20 protein-coding genes are annotated in these 19,834 nt (G+C 60.9%); 16 read left to right on the top strand and 4 right to left on the bottom strand.

What is annotated here, in order from left to right; genetic code table 11:
• Positions 1-52 precede the first annotated feature (52 nt).
• From AB9N64_RS07460 to AB9N64_RS07445, 4 genes are all read left to right on the top strand, one after another.
• Positions 53-2,278: a hypothetical protein gene (locus AB9N64_RS07460; protein ID WP_371360105.1), complete on the top strand. Its 2,226-nt coding sequence runs from the start codon at positions 53-55 to the stop codon at positions 2,276-2,278.
• Between the two features lie 143 nt (positions 2,279-2,421).
• Complete coding sequence (locus AB9N64_RS07455) at positions 2,422-4,083, top strand: hypothetical protein (RefSeq protein WP_371360104.1); 1,662 nt, start codon at positions 2,422-2,424, stop codon at positions 4,081-4,083.
• 63 nt (positions 4,084-4,146) lie between these two features.
• Entirely contained in the window at positions 4,147-4,572 is a 426-nt protein-coding gene (locus AB9N64_RS07450) for a cell wall hydrolase (RefSeq protein WP_371360103.1), read from the top strand.
• The gene (locus AB9N64_RS07445; protein WP_371360102.1) at positions 4,572-5,075 is read left to right on the top strand and encodes a lysis system i-spanin subunit Rz; all 504 of its coding nucleotides are present in this window, start codon (positions 4,572-4,574) and stop codon (positions 5,073-5,075) included. The genes AB9N64_RS07450 and AB9N64_RS07445 overlap by 1 nt, the downstream gene beginning before the upstream one ends.
• Here AB9N64_RS07445 and AB9N64_RS07440 read toward each other — a convergent pair.
• A complete protein-coding gene (locus AB9N64_RS07440) occupies positions 5,056-5,415 on the bottom strand; it encodes a hypothetical protein (RefSeq protein WP_371360101.1) in 360 nt (119 codons plus the stop codon). The two genes, AB9N64_RS07445 and AB9N64_RS07440, sit on opposite strands and share 20 nt — an antisense overlap.
• A gap of 386 nt (positions 5,416-5,801) precedes the next feature.
• On the bottom strand, positions 5,802-6,134 hold the full coding sequence (locus tag AB9N64_RS07435) for a hypothetical protein (protein WP_058410054.1): 333 nt from the start codon (positions 6,132-6,134) through the stop codon (positions 5,802-5,804).
• Between the two features lie 525 nt (positions 6,135-6,659).
• Here AB9N64_RS07435 and aqpZ point away from each other — a divergent pair.
• Positions 6,660-7,352, top strand: coding sequence for an aquaporin Z (gene aqpZ, locus AB9N64_RS07430; protein ID WP_371360100.1), 693 nt, complete (start codon positions 6,660-6,662; stop codon positions 7,350-7,352).
• Positions 7,353-7,392: 40 nt separating this feature from the next.
• Here the strand turns inward: aqpZ and AB9N64_RS07425 are convergent, their stop codons facing one another.
• Together AB9N64_RS07425 and AB9N64_RS07420 are read right to left on the bottom strand one after the other, a co-directional pair.
• Complete coding sequence (locus AB9N64_RS07425; protein ID WP_371360099.1) at positions 7,393-8,724, bottom strand: LLM class flavin-dependent oxidoreductase; 1,332 nt, start codon at positions 8,722-8,724, stop codon at positions 7,393-7,395.
• 1 nt (position 8,725) lies between these two features.
• Positions 8,726-10,918, bottom strand: a complete 2,193-nt coding sequence (locus tag AB9N64_RS07420; RefSeq protein WP_032902007.1) for a TonB-dependent receptor — start codon at positions 10,916-10,918, stop codon at positions 8,726-8,728.
• 197 nt (positions 10,919-11,115) lie between these two features.
• On the opposite strand from AB9N64_RS07420, the gene AB9N64_RS07415 reads away from it, so the two are divergent.
• From AB9N64_RS07415 to AB9N64_RS07365, 11 genes are all read left to right on the top strand, one after another.
• Complete coding sequence (locus AB9N64_RS07415; protein WP_019821135.1) at positions 11,116-12,156, top strand: LacI family DNA-binding transcriptional regulator; 1,041 nt, start codon at positions 11,116-11,118, stop codon at positions 12,154-12,156.
• A gap of 255 nt (positions 12,157-12,411) precedes the next feature.
• The gene (gspE, locus tag AB9N64_RS07410; RefSeq protein WP_230957573.1) at positions 12,412-14,079 is read left to right on the top strand and encodes a type II secretion system ATPase GspE; all 1,668 of its coding nucleotides are present in this window, start codon (positions 12,412-12,414) and stop codon (positions 14,077-14,079) included.
• Positions 14,076-15,272 (top strand): type II secretion system inner membrane protein GspF, encoded by a 1,197-nt coding sequence (gene gspF, locus AB9N64_RS07405; protein ID WP_038450676.1) that lies wholly within the window; start codon positions 14,076-14,078, stop codon positions 15,270-15,272. The genes gspE and gspF overlap by 4 nt, the downstream gene beginning before the upstream one ends.
• A gap of 20 nt (positions 15,273-15,292) precedes the next feature.
• A complete protein-coding gene (gspG, locus tag AB9N64_RS07400) occupies positions 15,293-15,703 on the top strand; it encodes a type II secretion system major pseudopilin GspG (protein WP_019821138.1) in 411 nt (136 codons plus the stop codon).
• A gap of 7 nt (positions 15,704-15,710) precedes the next feature.
• Complete coding sequence (locus AB9N64_RS07395; protein ID WP_371360385.1) at positions 15,711-16,136, top strand: type II secretion system protein; 426 nt, start codon at positions 15,711-15,713, stop codon at positions 16,134-16,136.
• On the top strand, positions 16,133-16,465 hold the full coding sequence (locus tag AB9N64_RS07390; RefSeq protein WP_014719114.1) for a type II secretion system protein: 333 nt from the start codon (positions 16,133-16,135) through the stop codon (positions 16,463-16,465). The genes AB9N64_RS07395 and AB9N64_RS07390 overlap by 4 nt, the downstream gene beginning before the upstream one ends.
• A complete protein-coding gene (locus AB9N64_RS07385; protein ID WP_072433813.1) occupies positions 16,462-17,070 on the top strand; it encodes a prepilin-type N-terminal cleavage/methylation domain-containing protein in 609 nt (202 codons plus the stop codon). Before AB9N64_RS07390 ends, AB9N64_RS07385 begins: the two co-directional genes overlap by 4 nt.
• A complete protein-coding gene (locus AB9N64_RS07380; RefSeq protein WP_019821141.1) occupies positions 17,067-17,768 on the top strand; it encodes a hypothetical protein in 702 nt (233 codons plus the stop codon). The genes AB9N64_RS07385 and AB9N64_RS07380 overlap by 4 nt, the downstream gene beginning before the upstream one ends.
• Positions 17,765-18,757, top strand: coding sequence for a PilN domain-containing protein (locus AB9N64_RS07375; RefSeq protein ID WP_060767776.1), 993 nt, complete (start codon positions 17,765-17,767; stop codon positions 18,755-18,757). The genes AB9N64_RS07380 and AB9N64_RS07375 overlap by 4 nt, the downstream gene beginning before the upstream one ends.
• Positions 18,732-19,334: a type II secretion system protein GspM gene (gene gspM / locus AB9N64_RS07370; RefSeq protein ID WP_032902001.1), complete on the top strand. Its 603-nt coding sequence runs from the start codon at positions 18,732-18,734 to the stop codon at positions 19,332-19,334. Before AB9N64_RS07375 ends, gspM begins: the two co-directional genes overlap by 26 nt.
• Complete coding sequence (locus AB9N64_RS07365) at positions 19,331-19,831, top strand: general secretion pathway protein GspN (RefSeq protein WP_072446239.1); 501 nt, start codon at positions 19,331-19,333, stop codon at positions 19,829-19,831. Before gspM ends, AB9N64_RS07365 begins: the two co-directional genes overlap by 4 nt.
• Positions 19,832-19,834 lie beyond the last annotated feature (3 nt).

The raw sequence follows: 19,834 nt of genomic DNA, 5'->3' as shown, positions 1-19,834 counted from the left end.
AACCCATATAAGCCCGCCAATGAGCGGGCTTTTTTTTGCCTCGGGGAAAGCCATGGCCTTTAACACTGGAAACGCTGTCGAGCCGAATGGCTCTACTGATCCGCGCGACCTCGACGACAACTCGGCGATCCTTGATAAGCTCGTCAATGGTTCGAGCCTCACTTGGCCGGGCCGGCTGGGAAAGATCTTGAAAACATGGGCCGGCCTGGTTCAGCAGGTAGCGGAATGGCTGGCGGCAAGCGGCTGGGAAACGGTCTTTGTGCAATATGCGGCCGGCGCCTCGGTTCAGCGTCCAACCCAATTGATCGAGCGCAACGGTGAGCTTTACCGCGTAGCCCTTCAATCCTCATTACCGCTAACGCTGACTGGCACCTGGGCCACTGATTTGCCGAAGCTTGTAGCTGTCGGGAACTATCCGTTGCGCCGGGAGCTGACGGACCTTGACGATATTTCCAAGGGCGCCAGTATGCTTGGCCGCAGCTTTCAGTGGATCAGAAACCTTGCAAAGCTTAAAACGTTCGCGGGGCGGTATGAGGGAGATATCGTTCAGCTGGGCAGCAAGACAGCAATGGGTGATCGGTTCGCCTCACCTTTCGAGTGGCGAGCTTCGAGCACCGCGACCCCAACAGATATTGATGTGGTGCAGGTCGGCGGCGTCGCGACTGGTCGCTGGCATCGAGTGGTTCAGCTCCTTTTGCTGGGAGCTGGATCCGGCATTCAGACCGATATCGGTAGTACGGCCGTCGCCGAAGTGCTGCGAATGCAGGCCATGTTCAAGGCTGAAAAAATCCGCCGAGCAGCTGGCGTGCAACCATGGATCACGTTGGGTCCGGCCGATCCCACGCTTGTGGGCGTGACCACCGATCCTCGTACCACGCAAACACCAATGACAATCACGTCACAGGCAAACGCCTCAGCGTTGGCGGCCTCTGGTACCGGCACTGCCACAGACCCATACATCATTCGGAACAAGAACGTCACGTTTGCGAGTGGTTCTCCTGGACTGACTCTAAACGACCCGGCCGCCACCTATTACATCCGGTTCTACAACGTTCGTTTCACTGGCACCTCCAATGGCTCGGCAGCTATTAACGCGGCAGCCTTTGGCACGCCAGTAACTTTCGAGCGTTGCGGCTTTGCCGGCGGTTCTGGCACTGCCGACGAAGTAGCCATCCAGCTGACCGCTATCACTTTGTACTTCTACGGGTGTGAATGGTCTGGTATATCCGGCCAAATTTTCGTCGGCGCTGGAACAACGGCAAAACGTGCGTATTTGACTGACTGCCGAGTGATTGGCACAGCCAAGAGCTCGCCGACAAACGGGGTTTTTTGGGCTGCCGGCCCTGGAGAGTTTGATGTAGATATTCTCCGTTGCGCTTTCACCTCTAGCCACTTTCATTGGCACGTAGGGAATGGCTGGACGATCGATTACAACAGCGTCCAGAACACGATCATCAGTGGTTGCAACGTTGGCATAGGTGACTTGAACTACCTCAAGCCAGGCGGGAACATCCTCAGCCAACTGCCTAACATGATTCGGCACAGCTACTTCAAGAACGTTCGATTCACTTTTACGGCTGGGGTCACGCAGACAGCTTGCTACGGCAATGGCGCCGATAATTGCAAGTTTGAAAACTGTTCGTTTGAGGGCAGTGCCGTTGATCGGCGCCTGTTCGAATGGCGCCGTACCAGCGATGTGACCATGCTTCGCTGTTACTTCCAGAAGCCCCTTGGTAACAACACCGCCGGTAATGAGGTCTGTGAGTTCTGGGAGAGTGCCGGGGTTACGATCCAAGAGTGCTGGACGAATGGAGCGCCAGAGGACTGCTACGAGATTGTCACCAGCTATGGCCGGAACCGCCTGATCGATAACGTCGCAGACAATGTCGCCGGGCAAGCAGTAGACATATTCGGCGTCGGAAGTTTCGACGTCGAGGTCGATGGTGTCTATGGAGACTGCGGTGACGCGGCGGTGCTGATTACGGACGTTGATTACGTGGTCGTTTCAAATGTCTTCGTTAAGCAAACAGGCACAACGTCTCTTGGGTCTGTTGTGCTTGAGCGTCGAAACGCGGCGCCTGGGGTTTCGCCGAAAGGATGCAGCATCACCGGTTTGCTCTCACTGCCCGAGGTCTGCAGTCAGGGTGCACCATTTGCCGTTGATACCAGGTTCGCCTCTGTTGCTGGAGGCATAGGCTCAAATTTTGCCACCTGGTGGGAGAATGGCGAACTTAAAATCTACGGTGCCGCAACACCTGCACGCCTTACCCTTCGATAGCCATAAGCGCTATGGATTCTTTCCGGCATTTGAAAATACTGTATTCATATACAGTAAATTGGGGTATGTTTTCCCCGCCGCTGATAGAATCACGGACGAACAATAGCCCGATCAGATCGGGCTTTCACACTCAAGGAAAAGAAATGAGCAATGCATCCGAAGCATCTACTAGCCAAAACGAATCTTACGAATCTGCCAGCGTCCTGGCGTCTGATATTGATCCGCTTCCCGCTGATACGGAGATCAGCACGCCTATCGGAACAGCGCCCATCGCTGAGCTTGTGCGCATGCAGGCCATGTTCAAGGCGGAGTCGATCCGGCGCAATGCCGGCTGTCAGCCATGGGTGACCTTAGGCCCTGCGGATCCAACTCAGGTTGGCGTCACCGCCGATCCACGGACAGCAGCGCCTGTCATCTCAATTACCTCACAGGCAAATGCTTCGGCTCTGGCCACTAGCGGTACCGGAACACAGGCAGACCCGTATGTAATCAAGAATAAATCCATCACATTTTCAAGCGGTAAACCAGCATTCGTCTTCAATGACCCGGCAGCTACTTATCATGTGCGGTTTTTCAACGTACAGGCCTCTGGCGTATCGAACGGTTCTTCTGCGATTAACCTTGTCGCGTTTGGCACGCCTATCGTCTACGAGCGCTGCAAGATCGCCGGCGGCAGCGGTACCGCTGACGAGGTGATGGCAAACATCAGCTCCGGCACCTTGGAAATGATTTCCTCCGAGGTTTCCGGTATCTCCAACTACTGCTTTTTTGGTGCCGGTACGCTGTCCAAAAAGGTCAAGCTCACCGACTGCATCGTTCGAGGCACAGCAAAAAATACGCCTACAAACGGTGTTTTCTATGCGTACGGTGCAGGCACTTTCGAAGTTGAGATCAACCGTTGCGCGTTCACTTCGAGCCATTTCCATTGGCACGTTGGTAACGGCTGGACGATCGATTACACAGCCGTCCGCGATACCGTTATCAGTGGCTGCAACGTGGGGATTGGCGACCTAAATTATCTGAAGCCTGGCGGTAATATCGGCAGCCAGCTGCCCAATATGATTCGCAACAGTCATTTCAAAAACGTTCGTTTTACCTACACTCCGGGCGTCACCAAGACTGCCGCCTACGGCAATGGCGCAGATAACTGCGTCTTTGAAAACTGCTCGTTCGATGGCAACGTTGCGGATCGTCGCCTTTTTGAATGGCGCCGCACTACCGACGTCAAGCTTTTGCAGTGCTTTTTCCGAAAGATCGATGGTACGAACTCTGCCGGCAACGAAGTATGCGAGTTCTGGGAAACATCAGGGCTGTTGGTAAAAGAGTGCTGGACAGACGGTGCGCCCGAGGACTGCTACGAACTCGTTACTTCTTACGGTAATAACAAGTTCATCGACAACGTCGGAGACAATGTAACTGGGCAGCTTGTTGATATTTTTGGTGTGGGTAGCTATGACGTCGAAGTCGATGGCGTGTATGGCGACTGCGGCGACGCTGCAGTTCTGATTACTGATGTTAATTATGTTCGCGTAAAGAATGTTTTCGTTCTGCAAACCGGTCAGATTGCCTACGGCTCGGTGGTCCTTGAGCGCAGGAATGCGGCGCCAGGCACGGCCCCAAAAGGCTGCGTTATCACCGGCTTCCTGTCGCTGCCCGAGGTTTCCAGTCAAGGCGCACCTTTCGCGATTGATACTGCCCAGGCATCGGAGCCTGGCGACATCGGTGAGAACTTTGCCAGTTGGTGGGAGAACGGCGAGCTGAAGTTCTATGGCTCTCCAGATCTCGCCCGGATGACGCTCCGCTAACAAATAGCTTTAACTAAAACAGAAACCCTGCCTTGGCGGGGTTTTTTTCGCCTGGAGAAAAGCATGACCACTACTGAAAAAGACCGGGACATCCTGGCGCGCACGCTGTGGGGCGAAGCCCGCGGTGAGGGCCTGGACGGCCAGATCGCCGTGGCCTGGACCATCCGCAACCGAGTGTTCGACGGCAAGGCCAAGTCCTGGTGGGGTGAGGGCTACGCCGGTGTCTGCCTGAAGCCGTGGCAGTTCAGCTGCTGGAACCAGAACGACCCGAACTATGTCTACCTGAGCGGTGCCAAGCAGATCCCGGTCGCGCAGTTCGCCCAGGCACAGCGTGCGGCAGACCAGGTGATGTCGGGTGCGGTACCTGATCCAACCGGTGGCGCCACGCACTACTACGCAACCACTATGCCCAAGGCCCCGGCCTGGGCGGCGAAGGCCACACAGACCCTGCGCCTCGGTCACCATGTGTTCTTCAAGGATGTGCCGTGATGACGCCCGGGCAGATCCTTTGCGCGATCCTGCTGGCGCTGGCCATCGGGTTTGGTGGCGCGTGGCAGGTTCAGGACTGGCGCATGGGCGAAAAGCTTGCTGAGCAGGAGGGGCAGTTCGAGAAGGACCTGGCCGCAATCAGCAAGGCGGCGGCCGCCCAGGCCCAGGCCGAGCAAGGCAAGCGCCTGGCCTTGGAGCAGCAACTCGCCGGCCAGGACCAACAACATTCCAAGGAACTCTCCGATGCCCAACGCAATCAGGCTCGCCTGCGTGACCAGCTTGCTACTGCTGATGTCCGGCTGTCAGTCCTCCTTACCGAGGATCCAGCCAGTGGCTGCAACGTGCCTGCCACCCCCGGCGCCGTCGGCGTGGTTCATGCAGCCCGTCGAGCCCAACTTGACCCAGCGCATGCGCAACGAATTGTCGCCATCACCGACGACGGGGATAACGCCATAATCGCGCTGCGCGCATGCCAGGCGTACGTCAGGGCTGTGGCTCCTTGAGTGCCCGCAGCTCTTCCAGCAATCGCTGGTTTTCCCTGAGAAGGTGGTCTCTCTGCTCCGTGATTATCGCCAACCCGTTTAACTTGCGGCCCTGGCGTGAGTTTTCCAGGTTCAAGGCAGCTACTTGGGATAGGGCGGCTTTCAAGGAAGTCTCCGCCTGCTCCTTTCCCGTCATCAGCACATCATTCATCTGCACCAGGCCGGCGATATTCGCCCGCGCTCGACGCAGCATGCGCTCCGTCTCCACCAGCTCATCCACGAGGATTGAGCATTGGTGCTGGTACATCTCCAGCGGAGTGGGGCAGCCGAGCCAATCATCGGTGTCCATGTCTACGTTCATAGCGTGAATCTCAAATACTGTATGTGCGTACAGTAATCGAGGTGTGGCAGGTTTGGGGAGTGGTGTTCGTCGGCAGGACGCCGGGGAGGGTGCGTGACTTTTGCGTGACACTCTCACGCACTTGTAAGCTCTTGTGGGCAGTCGATTGCAGCGAGCGCCAATAAAAACAGCTACTTAACAAGGTATTACAGAGGTACTGCGTGCATGGGGTGCTAGGGGTCGAGTGTTCGAATCACTCCGTCCCGACCATTTATTCCTGAGTAAAATCAGTCACTTAAGCCGATAAGATGAATCGGCTTTTTTGTGCCTGCGCAAAACCTGCACAAAACTACCCAGTGATTTCGCAAATATTCAGGTCCGGAACTGCCTCGGACCAGATGATTTCCTCATGGTCTCGCTGGTATTTTTTGTTCATGCCCTCGCTCGCATGACCCGCAGATCTTCTGCCCCTCGAAACGCATGCCTAGGATGTCGGTCCGCCGCTGAGCGATGATAAGCGCCAGGCCGATGGCGTTCTGTAGCCAGGCAGGCGACTTTTCCCTGATAGCCTTCAGGCCCTCAACGGTGTGCCGCTTGCGCTGCTTCTTCTCGACTCGTTTGATGGTGCTGGCCGCTGGGTTGTCCGGGCAGAGGCTCTTGGCTGCGGCGTGGTTGAAAAAGTCGACCAATGGCGCCCGGCATTGGTTGGCTGAGCGCGGGGTGAACCATGATCCCAACATGCTCGACGCTGATTACCGGGATGGGGCTGACGAAGCTGGAAGCTCTGTGGCGGGAGCGGGACGCAGACCTGCTGGCTTAGCAGGTAGCAATGACGATAGCCCGGCCCAGCGCCGGGCTATTTGTTTCGCCTCAAGGCAACCCGACTGGGAGGTAATCCATAGCCTTTACCGGACGGGGCAGCTTTCGGCTCCGGGTTCATACGGATGGGCGTGCAGATCGGCATCAACTCTGTTCTCAGCGCGGCCTTTTCCGTTGAAATCGCCCAGTCGACGACCGAGACCAGCAGAGGTGTCCGCTTGCATGGGGCGCCAGGGGGCGGGTGTTCGAGTCACTCCGTCCCGACCATATTATTCAATGAATTAGCCCAATCGGTGACGGTTGGGCTTTTTCAGGGAATAAATGCCCTTCCCAGCATCCGTCGCCATTTTTCATAATCACCACACACCAAGGAAATTTCCCACATCCAACGCCGGTACCCCGTTGTTAGGCTCCCACTCTTTGACCTAACTTCAAGGAGTTACCTGATGACAAAACGTCTAGCCGCCGAGTTCTTCGGCACATTCTGGCTGGTACTGGGCGGTTGCGGCAGTGCCGTTCTGGCTGCCGCCTTCCCTGAGCTGGGCATCGGCTTTGTCGGCGTGGCCTTGGCATTTGGCTTAACCGTATTAACCATGGCCTACGCCGTCGGCCATATTTCCGGCGGGCATTTCAATCCCGCGGTCACCCTGGGTTTGCTCGCCGCCGGGCGGATTGACGGCAAGGACGTGGCGCCCTACATCCTCACTCAGGTCCTGGGTGCGATTGCAGCTGCCGGGGTGCTGTACCTGATCGCCAGCGGCAAGGCCGGGTTTGATGTGTCGGCCGGGTTTGCCACTAATGGTTATGGTGAGCACTCTCCAGGTGGCTTCTCGTTTCTGTCAGTGGTGGTCACCGAGTTTGTACTCACGGCGTTTTTCCTGCTGATTATCCTGGGTGTTACCGATAAAAAGGCGCCGGCCGGTTTTGCGCCGCTGGCCATCGGGTTCGTCCTGGTCTTGATTCACCTGATCAGCATTCCGGTGAGCAATACATCGGTTAACCCGGCGCGTAGTACGGGCGTGGCACTGTTTCAAGGCGATTGGGCGATAGCCCAGTTGTGGGTGTTCTGGGTGGTGCCTTTGCTCGGTGGCGTGTGTGGTGGGCTGGTGCACAGGTTCGTGTTGGCGACAAAACAGTAATCGCTCAGGCCACCTTTGCTCGGCGAGCTGGCCGTGTTCTTCATGATCGAGCCGCCTTGTAACGGTTGCCCGGGCGCGCCAAACCAAGGTTTTCACGCAGTGTGGTGCCGGTGTATTCGCGACGAAACAAGCCGCGTCGCTGTAATTCGGGAATGACCAGGCGGGCAAAATCCTCCAGCCCGCCCGGCAGGTGCGGTACCAGAATATTGAAGCCATCCGCCGCACCTTCTTCGAACCAGCGCTGCAGTTCATCGGCGATCTGAATCGGCGTGCCGATCACGCTGTAATGACCGCGGCCACCGGCAATGCGTCGGCCCAGTTGCGCCAATGTCAGCTGTTCGCGCTGGGCCAGTTCACTCAGCAGTTGCTGGCGGCTGCGTTGACCGCTGTCGGTCAAGGGTAACTCGGGCAGCGGCCCATCGAGGGGGTAGCCGGACAGGTCGAAATTACCCAGCATGCGCCCCAGCAACGCCACCCCCACCTCGGGTTCGACCAGCGCCTGGAACGCTTCGAATTTGGCCTGGGCCAAGGCTTCGGTTTGCCCCACCACCACAAACACGCCCGGCATGATTTTCAGCGAATCGGCCTCGCGCCCGTATTGGCCCAGGCGAGCTTTGAGGTCGCTGTAGAAGGCCTGTGCGTCGGCCAATGAGGTCTGCGCGGTAAACACCACTTCGGCGGTCTGCGCGGCCAGTTCACGACCGGTTTCCGAGGAACCAGCCTGCACGATCAAAGGCTGGCCCTGGGGCGAGCGCGCCACGTTCAGGGGGCCTTTGACCTGGAAGTGTTCGCCCACATGGTCCAGCACATGGCGCTTACTTGGCTCGTAATAGCGCCCGCTGGCCTTGTCGCGCACGAAGGCGTCGTCGTCCCAGCTGTCCCACAGCCCCGTCACCACCTGATGAAATTCCCGTGCGCGGCTGTAGCGTTCGGCATGCCCCAGGTGCTCGTCGCGACCGAAATTCAGCGCCTCGGCCGCGTTATCCGAGGTCACCAGGTTCCAGCCTGCGCGACCGCCGGAGAGGTGATCCAGCGAGGCGAATTTGCGCGCCACGTGGTACGGCTCGTTATAGCTGGTGGTGGCGGTGGCGATCAGGCCGATATGTTCGGTCACGGCACTGAGGGCCGAGAGCAGGGTGAGCGGCTCGAAATGATCCGAGCGCGCCATCTGGCTGGCGACCTCGCCGGTGGCGGCGGCAATGCTGTCGGCCACGAACAGGGCGTCGAACTTCGCCGCTTCCGCCACCCGTGCCAAATGCTTGTAGTGGGCAAAGTCCAGGCCAGCGTTCGCCGGTACGTCGGGGTGGCGCCAGGCGGCCACATGGTGCCCGGTGGCCATCAGGAAGGCGCCGAGTTTGAGTTGACGGCCCATGCTAGAAATCCTTGCGTAGTTGCACGCCGAAGTAACGCTCATCGTCACGAGGCACGGCGCGGTAGATGTAGTTGCCGCCGCTGGCCAGCAGCGGTGAGTAGGATTTGTCAGCGAGGTTCTTCGCCAACAGCGCCACGCGCCAGCCATTGGTGTAGTCGGCCAGGGCCACGCTGGCGTTCCAGAGGCCGTAGGCGCCTTGCTTGGTGTCGAGGTTCTGGCTGATGTCGTACTGCACTTCGCTCTGCCAGCTGTAGTCAGTGCCCAGTTCGATATCCAGGCCGTTATCCAGAGGGATGCTGTAGTCGGCGCGCACGTAGCTTTTCCAGTCCGGGCTGAACGGCAGTGGTTTGCCATTGACGTTGCAGGTTGCTGCTGCGCCTGGCGGGCACGCGAACTGATCGATGCGCGCTCGGGTATAGGCCAGGGCGCCGGAGAGCTTGAGTTGCTGAGTGGCTTGCAGGGCGTAATCGAGCTCGACGCCTTCGGTGCTGACGCTGCCGGCGTTGATCAGGCGCGTCACGACTTGGCCGGCAACCGTGTCAAAAAAGTTGGCCTGGTAGTTGTCGTAGTCACTGTGGAACACCGCCAGGTTGGTGGTCAGGCGGTTGTTCCAGGCCGTGGCCTTGATTCCGGCTTCCCAGGTATTGGAGGTCTCCGGCTTGAGCGCGTCGGTATCGCGCGGCTGCATGTTGAAGAACACGTTGTAGGCCGGGCCTTTGTAGCCACGTGAGTAGGTGAGGTAGCTGGTGATGTTGTCGCTGAGGTCGTACTGCACGCCCAGCCGACCGGACCAACCATCCTCGTCTACCGAACCGGAACTCGACGTCGCCGGTTGAATGCCGCTGACGGTAGTGGCAGAGGTGGACACGCGGCGATGGTCGTACTGCAAGTCGTCATGGGTGTAACGCAACCCGGCGATGCCGCGAAAGCGCGAGGTGAAGTTGAGCGTGGTCTCGCCGAACACCGCGTAGCTGTCGCTGGTGGTGCTGTAGTCGGCAATGCCTCTATCGACCCGCGTCGTGGTGGTGAGGGTACGCTGATAGGTCTCCTCATCCTTGCCATGCATGTAGAACAGGCCGCCGACGTACTCCAGGAACTCGCCTTTGGGCGAGGCCAGGCGCAGCTCCTGGGAATACTGGTCGAACGCCAGGTCGCCCTTGTCAGCGGTGCCGGGGAACGCGGCGGTGACCGTGCCCAGACGGTCGCCATCCTGATATTGAGTGTTGTCCCAGCCGCGCCAGGCGGTGATTGACGTGAGGGTGTAGTCACCCAGATTCCAGTCCAACTGCGCCGACAAGCCCTTGTTAATGTCTTCCACATGGCTGCGGGTATCGGTGTTGATATCGCGGTTGTCACTTGAGGCGCGCACCGGTCTCAAGGCATTGCTGAACGCCGGGCTGAGGGACTTGCTGACCACGCCATTGGGCGCGTCGTCGTGGGATTGCATGTAGTCGGCGATCAGGGTCAGTGTCACGTCATCGTTGGGCGTGAATTCCAGCTTGCCGCGAATGCCCTTGTGGTTGTAACCGTTGACCTCCTGGCCGTTGTGGCGGTTGTCGACGTTACCGTCGTAGCTGCCGAACAAAGTACTGATCGAGCCCTTGAGCACCTCCGGCACCAGGCTGCCACCGATGCCAAAGCGCGTGCGGCTTTCATGGCCGCTGTAGAACGACTGGTCGATAAAACCGTGGGTCTGGGCAGTCGGCGCCTTACTGGTGATATTCAGCACACCGGCCGACGCGTTCTTGCCGAACAGCGTGCCTTGCGGGCCACGCAGCACTTCGATGCGCTCCAAATCCAACAGGTCGAGTGTGGCCTGGCCGGGGCGTGCATAGACCACGCCATCGATCACCGTAGCCACCGTTGGCTCAACGCCCGGCGAGGTTGAAATGGTGCCCACGCCGCGCACGAACAATGAGGTGTCCTTGTTCGAGGCGCCGGTGCGAAAGTTCAGCGACGGTACTTGCTGCGCGATGCTCGCCACCCCGTTGCGATTGTCACGCTCCAGTTGCTCGCCATCGAGCACCGAGACGGCCACCGGGACTTTTTGCAGCGATTCTTCGCGGCGGGTAGCGGTGACTGTCACGGATTGGAGCGTGGGTTCCTGTTCGTCAGCCGCTACAGCGCCGCAGACGGGCAAGGCGCTGAGGCCAGCCAGAAGCAACAAATGGGTGTGCCGTGGAAAGTTATGCATGCTGTGCCCGCTCGAAAAAATACCCTGGTCCGCTGCGGTTCTGCGACCTTCAGCGCCTGAAAATGTCTTGGGCATTCGCTCGAGCGAGTAGCAGACAGTGCGCTTTGTTAGCGCTAACATCGGCATTATTGAAGGCGTCGGTTTAGAGCGTCAAATACTAAAAAATTAGTTTTATATTCCTTTTTGAGGTTTTTGCCGTGAACGAACACAAACCGCGCAAGCGCCGGGGCGCCGGCCGCGTCACCCTCAATACCGTGGCGCGCCAGGCCGGGGTGTCGGCCATTACGGTGTCGCGTTACTTCAACCAACCTGAACAGGTGTCACCCGAGCGCCGTGAACGTATCGCCCAGGTAGTCGCGCAGTTGGGGTATGTGCCGAACCTGGTGGCCGGCGGGTTGGCCTCCGCGCGCGGCAAAATCGTTGCGATGGTGACTCCGAATATCTCGGGGCCGATTTTTGCCAATACGCTGCAGGGCTTCAGCGACACCCTCAATCGTCACGGCTACCAACTGTTGCTGGCCTCCAGCTATTTCAGCGTCGAGCAGGAGGAAAGCGCGGTGCGCGCTTTTCTCGGTTGGTCGCCGGCAGCGCTGGTGCTGACCAGCCGCTTTCACAGCCCTGGCACCGAGAAGATGATCGCCGAGGCAGATATACCGATCGTCGAAACCTGGGACTACGTGCCGGAACGCGCGCCGTTGCAAGTGGGGTTTTCTCATTATGAAGTGGGCGTCACCGCCGCGCGCTACTTGCATGGCAAAGGCTATCGACGCATCGCCTTCGTACAAAACAGTGCAGTGGGCGACTTCAGCGCATTGGAGCGGCGCGATGGATTTACCGCGACCCTCTCCGAGTTGGGTGTGCACCCGTGGGTCTTTGTGCCGGACGCCGACCGTGCGCCCTTCGAAGCCGGCAAGCAAGCCATGGAAGCGCTGATGGGGCAGGCGATCACGCCCGATGCGATTTTCTTCGCCAATGACAACCTCGCCGCGGGCGGTTTGCTGGCCGGTCAACGCGCCGGGCTGAGCATCCCCCAGGACTGCGCCGTATTGGGTTTTGGCGATTACCCGTTTGCCCACATGTTGTTGCCCAGCCTCAGCACCCTCCAGCCACCCGCGTTGGAGATCGGTGTGCTCGCCGCCACACGCGTCCTGCAAAGTCTGGGTGTATTAGCAACCGATGAGGAAGTTGAGCGCTTGAATCTTTTGCACTGTCAGTTAATTGAACGAGAGAGCACCTGAACAACTTAATTATGGCTAAGTGCAACTAGTGGCTATTGGCTGTCAACGCTCTAAATCAGTGCATTTGGCAATGTTTTGTATTTAATTACCCCCTCGTCCGGAACTAGGGCTATAACTTCCAGTCGATACACCCGGCTAACGCCTGCCTGGGCTATGGCGAACTAATGGCATTGTTCGGTAGTTCTAAATAGCCATACTTTTCGCAACGTTAGATATTCCTCAATGATGTCGTCAGCGCCCATCGATGCTTGCAAAATGCAGATCCCGCATACCGACCAGGTGTGCGCGTGGCTGATGCAGCACGCCGGGCTCAAAATCGCTGATCTGGAACGCGCCCAGCGTTTATCCACTGAGCCTGGCGACCTGCTCGGTTTACTCACGCGCCTGGGCCTGGTGTCCGAGGTCGAACTGGCTCGCGCCTGGGCCGATTTGCTGAATGCGCCACTGCTGCTGGCCGACGCGGCGCCGCCGTTGCTCGACCCGCTTCCCGTGCTCACCGAGCGCTTTATGCGTCATTACCAGGTCGTGCCGATGGGTTGGCATCAGGGCGGGTTGCGCGTAATGGCCGCCAACCCGGCGCAGTGGTATCCGTTCCAGGCCCTGGCGTATGCCTGTGAGGTGCCGGTCTGGCTGGCCATCGGTTCGCGTAATGAAGTCGACACACTGATCGAGCGCTATTACGGCCAGGGCCGTTCCGCCATGGGCAGCCTGATCGAAAACCTCGATGAGCAGGGCGGCGTGCTGGAAGACATCGAACACCTCAAGGACATGGCCTCCGAAGCGCCAGTGATTCGCCTGGTCAATCTGATCCTGCAGCGCGCCGTGGAACAGCGCGCCTCGGATATCCATATCGAACCCTTCGAAAACCAACTCAAGGTGCGCTACCGCATCGACGGCGTGCTGCACGACGCCGAAGCACCGCCTGCCAGTTCGTCGGCGGCGGTGATCTCGCGGGTGAAGATAATGGCGCGCCTGGACATCGCCGAACGACGCCTGCCCCAGGACGGGCGCATCATGCTGCGCATCCAGGGCAAGGCGCTGGATCTGCGGGTGTCCACGGTGCCCACCAGCTTCGGCGAGTCGGTGGTGATGCGCCTGTTGGACCGGCAAACCGTGCAATTCGATTTCCCCAGCCTGGGCTTTGATGGCCCGCGCCTGGCGGCCTTCCAGGATCTATTGGCGCGGCCCCACGGCATCCTGTTGGTCACCGGGCCTACGGGCTCGGGCAAAACCACCACGCTCTATACCGCGTTGTCGCAGCTCAATACCGCTGAACGCAAGATCATCACCGTGGAAGACCCGGTGGAATATCAGCTTGAAGGGATTAACCAGATCCAGGTCAAGCCGGCCATCGGCCTGGACTTTGCCGGAGCGCTGCGCGCCATCGTGCGCCAGGACCCGGACGTGATCATGATCGGCGAAATCCGCGACCTGGAAACCTGCCGCATTGCCGTCCAATCGTCACTCACTGGCCATCTGGTCCTCTCGACCCTGCACACCAACAGCGCTGCGGCGAGTATCACGCGCTTGCTGGACATGGGCGTGGAAAGCTACCTGATTGCCTCCACGGTCAGCGGTATTCTCGCCCAGCGCCTGGTGCGGCGCCTGGACCCGGCCACGCGAGTAGCCTTCCAGGCCCCAGCGGAATTGATCAAGGAGCATGGCCTGGATCGCCTGACCGAGCAGCGTCCGATCCTGCTTTACCGCGGTGACTATCACGGCCGCAGCGCCCTCACTGAATTGTTGGTGATGAACGATGAGTTGCGTGGGTTGCTGATGGGCCACGCCGACGCCGCCAGCCTCGAGCACGCCGCCCGCCGCGCCGGTTTGCGCACCTTGTATGAAGACGGTTTGCGCCAGGCCCTGGCCGGTGTCACCTCCCTGGAAGAAGTGCTGCGCGTCACCCGCGGAGATGACGCGTGAGCCTGTTCAAGTTCCGCGCCCTGGACAGCCAGGGCGTGGCCCAGAGCGGCACGTTGCAGGCCATTGACCAAGCGGCCGCTGTCGCCGTCTTGCATCAGCGCGGGTGGTTGTTGCTGCACATCGAAACGGCCAGCGGCCCCTTGTTGCGCCAGGCACGTGGGCAGTTGAAGGGCGTAGCGCTGGTGAGTTTCACCCAGCAATTGGCCACGCTACTGGGCGCCGGCCAGCCCCTCGAACGCGCTTTAAATCTGTTGCTCAAGCAAGCCCGCCATCCCCAGGTGCAGGCCTTGATCGAGCGTATTCGCGACCAGGTCAAGGCCGGCAAACCGCTGTCGGCGGCGCTGGAGGAGGAGGGCGGCACGTTTTCCCCGCTGTACCTGAGCATGGTGCGCGCCGGTGAGGCCGGCGGGGCGCTGGAGGGCACCTTGCGCCAGCTCAGCGACTACCTGGAGCGCAGCCAGTTACTGCGCGGCGAGGTGATCAATGCGCTGATCTACCCGGCGTTCCTGGTGGTGGGTGTACTGGGTTCCCTGGCGCTGTTGCTGGCCTATGTGGTGCCGCAATTCGTGCCGATTTTTCAGGACCTTGGCGTGCCGATTCCACTGATCACCCAGGTGATCCTGGCGCTCGGCGAGTTCCTCGGTGCCTATGGCCTGGTGGTGCTGGCCGGGTTGTCGATCAGTGGGTGGATCCTGGCGGCGCGCCTGCGCGACCCCCTGCGCCGTGAGCGTTACGACCGTCACCTGCTGGGCATCCGCGTGATCGGCCCGCTGTTGCAACGGGTGCAAGCCGCCCGCCTGACCCGCACCCTCGGCACGTTGCTCAGCAATGGCGTGGCGCTGCTGCCCGCGCTGGTGATCGCCCGGCAAGTCTGCAGCAACCGTGCGCTCCAGGCGCAAGTGGCGCTGGCAGCGCAACGGGTCAAGGGCGGCGGTACGCTGGCCGATGCGTTCGGTCGCCAGCCGCTGCTACCGGAGCTGGCGCTGCACATGATCGAAGTCGGTGAACAGGCCGGCGAACTGGACAGCATGCTGCTCAAGGTTGCCGACATCTTCGACGTCGAGGCCAAGCGCGCCATCGAACGCTTGCTCGCGGCAATGGTGCCGACCCTGACCGTGGTCATGGCGGTGCTGGTGGCAGTGATCATGCTGGCGATCATGCTGCCGCTGATGAGCCTCACCAGCCATATATGAACTTTCAAGGAGCAGAACCGATGAAAACCCGACACCGCCAAGGCGGCTTCACCCTTTTGGAAATGCTGGCGGTGATCGTGCTGCTGGGCATTGTCGCGACCATTGTGGTGCGCCAGGTCGGTGGCAATGTGGACAAGGGCAAGTACGGCGCGGGCAAGGCGCAACTGGCCAGTTTGAGCATGAAGATCGACAGCTACGCCCTGGACGTGGGCGCGCCGCCCAACAACCTGCAACAGCTGCTCGACAAGCCGGCCAGTGCTTCGAACTGGGCCGGCCCCTACGCCAAGCCTTCGGAGCTGAAAGACCCGTTCGGCCACGGGTTTGGCTATCGCTTCCCCGGTGAGCACGGCGCCTTCGACCTGATCTTCTACGGCCAGGACGGCCAACCCGGCGGCGAGGGCTACAGTGCCGACCTGGGCAACTGGGAATAACCCGCCCGTGGCCCAGCGAGGCTTTACCCTGCTGGAGATGCTGGTGGTCATCCTATTGATCGGCATTGCGGCGGGTTTGTTGGGGCTGGGTGTACGGCAAGGGCTACAGGTGGCCAAGGAGCGGCGGGTGGTCGCGCAGATGGTCGAGGCGCTGCGCGCCACGCGCGCGCGCGCCATCGTCAGCGGCCAGGCGACGCACACTCGGTTTGACCTCCAGGGCCGCACATTCCAGGCTTCAGGGCGTGCGTCGCAGCAGTGGCCAGCGCAGGTGCAAGTGACCTTGCACAGTGCCGAGCAGGCCGGGGCCGCCGTGGTGTTCTATCCCGACGGCAGTTCTACCGGCGGCAATCTGCTGCTGGCCAACGGCAGCCGTCGTTGGCGCATCGATATTGGCTGGCTTACCGGCAGTGTGCAATCCAAGGCGCTGCCATGAAGCACCAGGCCGGCTTCACCTTACTGGAAATGCTCGCCGCCCTGACGTTGATGGCGGTGTGCAGCAGCGTGTTGCTGGTTGCCTTCGGCCAGAGCGCGCGCGCCTTGTCCCAGGTGGCCCGCAGTGACCGCCTTACCCATGCCGCGCTCACGCTGCTGGACCAGGAAGCTGCCGGCCCGCTGATTGAAGGAACCCGCCAAGGCCAACTCGACGGCATCCATTGGCAATTGACCAGCACCCGCCAACAGCCGCACCTGTTTCGTCTTGACCTGAACGTGCGTGAAGGCGCGCATCAGGCGCACTTCAGCACTTTGAAGGCGCGCCTGTGAAGCGCCGTGAGCAGGGTTTCACCCTGCTGGAAGTGCTCGTGGTGCTCAGCTTGCTGTCGGTGTTGTTGCTGCTGGTGAGCGCAGCGTTGCTGGGGGCCAATCGGGCGGTGGCCAAGGCCCAGGCCTACACGGTCAGCCTGGATGAAATGCGCGCCGCCCAACAGTTTTTGCGCACCTCGATCAGCGAGGCGCTGCCGCTAAAGCTCACTGGCGATGACAGCCAGGCCGAAGGTTTTTTTATCGGCACGCCTGAGCGTCTGCAATTTGTGGCGACCTTGCCCGGTGTATTGGGCGGGGGGATCCAGCGCTTTACCCTCCAACGGGTCGGGCAGGATTTGCAGGTGGCTTTTTCGCAGAGGGCCTCCCACGCCAACGCGCAGCGCGATGAGCCGCAGGTACTTTTGCACAACGTCGAGGCGCTGCAGTTCAGCTATCGCGGTGTCTCGCCACTGGGCCAGCCCACCGACTGGTTGAGCCCGTGGCCCTGGCCCCGGCGCTTGCCCACAGCGGTGCGTATCGACGCCTCCGTCGACGGGCCGGTGCCATGGGTCGCCCAGGTGGTTGCGCTGCGCCTGAACCTGTCCAGCGCGAGCAGCGAAGAATGAAGCGCCAACGCGGTGCGGCCCTGTTGCTGGTGTTGTGGGTGCTGGCCTTGCTCAGCGTATTGCTGGGTGGCCTGGCCGGGTGGGTGCAGCTGCAAAGTCGCCAGGCGCTGTGGCTGCGCCAGCATACCCAGACACTATTGGCCGCCCAGGCCGGTATCGCACAGGTCATGGCGCAAGGGCAGTGGGTGGCGGACGGGCGTTCTATGGCGCTGACCTTCGACGACGCCCGCTTGCAGGTCAGTCTGCGCAGTGAGCGCGGCAAGTTGTACCTGGTCAACGCTGCCCCCCAAGACCTCACGCGCCTGGCCCTGGCCTGCGGCGCCACACCGGTTCAGGCCCAGCAGTTGGCCAAGGCCCTTGAGACGCGGCGCCATCAGGGCCTGGCGCCGTTTCGGGTACTGGAGCAAGTGCGTCAACTTCCTGGCATGACCCAGGCGCTCTACACCCAACTACTGCCGGAAATTACCTTGTGGAGCGACCTCGACCGGCCCGCTTCGGCATTCGCCAGCCCCTTGATGCGCAAGGCGCTGAACCTGCCACGCCAGGATGCCGAGGGCGTCGACCCCGGCCAGGTCGTGGAAATCGACAGCCGCGCCGAGCGCCCCGGCGGCTATCAGGCACGCCTGCGACTGACCCTTTTATTAAGCCCTGCGGAGGACAGCGCACAGCCCTATCGGGTGGTGCGGTGGCAAGAATGATTCAACTCGAACCAATTGCCCGCTATTGGCGCGGCAGCCTGCTGCAACAAGGCTGGCGCCTGTGGCTCACAGAGTTACGCGGCTGTGTGCCGAAGTGGCTGGCGTTCCAGGACCCGCCCGAGCACGTTCATCACTGGCCGCTCACGGCACCGGTGGTGCCAGGCAATGCGCGCCAGGTGCTGATGCTTGCTCCTGATGCTGTGTTGCAGCAAAGCGTGCAACTGCCTCTGGCTGCCGCGCGCAACCTCGTGGAGGTGGTTGGCTATGAACTGGACCGCTATACCCCGTTCAACGCCGAGCAGCTCTACTTTGTCGCCCGCCTGGAGCAGCGCACGCCCAGCCACCTGGAGGTGAGGGTGGTGGCGATCCTGCGCGAGCGCCTGGACCAGGTCCTCACTGACTGTGCCGCCCTCGGCCTGTACCCACACCGTGTGGACGCGGCGGGCCTGGGTATCGACCTGCTGCCCGCGCCGTTGCGCCCGCGTTCACGTTCTGCCGGCAAGCAATTGCAGCGCAGCCTGCCGTGGTTGTGCGGCGCGTTGCTGATTGCGGCGATGCTGTTGTGGCTCAACGATCGCCAGCGGGTACTCGACAGCATGCACGCCACTGTTCAACAGCAAAAAGCCGAGGTCGCGCAGGTGCACGCCCTGCGCCAGCAACTGCTCAACACCCGTGGTGCGGCGCAGTACCTGTCCCAGCGCAAACGGGCGCAACCCCCCCTGGCCGGGCTGCTGAATGACTTGACCAGCTGCCTGCCCGCCGACACCTGGCTCGACCAATTGGACGTCAAGGACGGCGAGGTGAGCTTTTCCGGCCAGAGCGCCAAGGCCAGTGGCCTGATCAGCCGCATCAAAGGCTGCCAGCGCTTGGACAACGCACAGTTCGAAGGGGTGATCCAACCCGACGCACGTACCGGCAAGGACCAGTTTGCCTTGCGTGCCCACTTACGCCAGGAGGCCGCCGATGCGCCGACCCCTCACACGCCGTGAACGCCGCGGCGCCGCCTTGTTGACTCTGGCGTTGGTGCTCGGCGCGGCCTATTGGCTGTTGATCGACAGCTGGTTCGCCGGGCCGCTGCGGGCCATGGGTGAACAGGCCGAACAGTTGCGTGAACAGCAGCAGCGCTATGCCAGCGTCATACGCCAGGGCGATGCCTTGCGCGAACAGCTGGCGCAGGCACAGCAAGACCCGGCCAGCAGCGCCAGCCTGTTGCCGGGGGACGACCCGGACGTGGTCGCCGCCGACCTGATGCAGCGTCTTGCCGACCTGATCAACAGCCACGCCAACCTCGGCGGCGGCTGCAACCTCACCCAGCGCAAGCCGATCACACCTGAACAAAACGACAGCGAGCCCTATCGTCAGGTCAAGGTCAGCCTCACGCTCAATTGCGCCATCGAACCGCTGACCGCGATCCTGCATGGGCTGGAATATCAGCCGCCTTTTCTGTTCGTCGATGAGCTGCATATTCGTCGCGACAAACAGGCGCCAGCCAGTGGTGGAGCAGGCAAGCTGGCGGTGCAACTGCTGGTGCGCGGCTACCTGCAACCGGCGCGGGTGGCACCATGATCGGCCCATTGCGTCCTCTTGAATGGGGCTGGCTCGGCGTGGCCGGGCTCTTGGGATTGTTGATGGCGATGATCCTCAGCAGCATCGGCGATGCCCCCCGGTGGTTACCCGATGCGCCGGTGCACGCGCCACCCTCTTTCCAGGTGCAGGCCGCTCCCACGCCGGCGTTGCGAGACCTTGCCGGTACCTGGCAAGCGCCGCTGTTCAGCCCGGATCGCCGCCCGGACCGGGAGGTGGGTAAAACCCAGGTGGCGAGCCTGGCCAACCTGACCCTCAGTGGCATCATGATCACCGGCAACCTGCAAATGGCCATGCTCAAGCAAGCCGGTGGCCCAACGCTCACGGTGCGCTTGGGCCAGGCGTTGCCCAACGGCTGGCGCCTGGAACACCTGACCCCGCAATACGCTCGTTTTGCCCTGGACGGGCGCACCCAGACCCTGAGCCTCTACGGTAAGCGGTTACCCCTGATCTCACATCCCCGCGAGTCTCTCCCTTGATTG

Source organism: Pseudomonas sp. KT_2_4 (assembly GCF_041410225.1).
GTDB lineage: Bacteria > Pseudomonadota > Gammaproteobacteria > Pseudomonadales > Pseudomonadaceae > Aquipseudomonas > Aquipseudomonas paracarnis.
The sequence above is the reverse complement of the archived record's forward strand: the minus strand, read 5'-3'. Positions and strand labels throughout refer to the sequence as shown.

Coding starts and splice junctions, on each gene's coding strand:
- gspG (WP_019821138.1), top strand. CDS start 15,293: ATGAAAACCCGACACCGCCAAGGCGGCTTCACCCTTTTGGAAATGCTG.
- AB9N64_RS07460 (WP_371360105.1), top strand. CDS start 53: ATGGCCTTTAACACTGGAAACGCTGTCGAGCCGAATGGCTCTACTGAT.
- gspE (WP_230957573.1), top strand. CDS start 12,412: ATGCAGATCCCGCATACCGACCAGGTGTGCGCGTGGCTGATGCAGCAC.
- AB9N64_RS07420 (WP_032902007.1), bottom strand. CDS start 10,918: ATGCATAACTTTCCACGGCACACCCATTTGTTGCTTCTGGCTGGCCTC.
- aqpZ (WP_371360100.1), top strand. CDS start 6,660: ATGACAAAACGTCTAGCCGCCGAGTTCTTCGGCACATTCTGGCTGGTA.
- AB9N64_RS07380 (WP_019821141.1), top strand. CDS start 17,067: ATGAAGCGCCAACGCGGTGCGGCCCTGTTGCTGGTGTTGTGGGTGCTG.
- AB9N64_RS07450 (WP_371360103.1), top strand. CDS start 4,147: ATGACCACTACTGAAAAAGACCGGGACATCCTGGCGCGCACGCTGTGG.
- AB9N64_RS07455 (WP_371360104.1), top strand. CDS start 2,422: ATGAGCAATGCATCCGAAGCATCTACTAGCCAAAACGAATCTTACGAA.
- AB9N64_RS07390 (WP_014719114.1), top strand. CDS start 16,133: ATGAAGCACCAGGCCGGCTTCACCTTACTGGAAATGCTCGCCGCCCTG.
- AB9N64_RS07435 (WP_058410054.1), bottom strand. CDS start 6,134: ATGTTGGGATCATGGTTCACCCCGCGCTCAGCCAACCAATGCCGGGCG.
- AB9N64_RS07365 (WP_072446239.1), top strand. CDS start 19,331: ATGATCGGCCCATTGCGTCCTCTTGAATGGGGCTGGCTCGGCGTGGCC.
- AB9N64_RS07375 (WP_060767776.1), top strand. CDS start 17,765: ATGATTCAACTCGAACCAATTGCCCGCTATTGGCGCGGCAGCCTGCTG.
- gspM (WP_032902001.1), top strand. CDS start 18,732: ATGCGCCGACCCCTCACACGCCGTGAACGCCGCGGCGCCGCCTTGTTG.
- AB9N64_RS07445 (WP_371360102.1), top strand. CDS start 4,572: ATGACGCCCGGGCAGATCCTTTGCGCGATCCTGCTGGCGCTGGCCATC.
- AB9N64_RS07425 (WP_371360099.1), bottom strand. CDS start 8,724: ATGGGCCGTCAACTCAAACTCGGCGCCTTCCTGATGGCCACCGGGCAC.
- AB9N64_RS07440 (WP_371360101.1), bottom strand. CDS start 5,415: ATGAACGTAGACATGGACACCGATGATTGGCTCGGCTGCCCCACTCCG.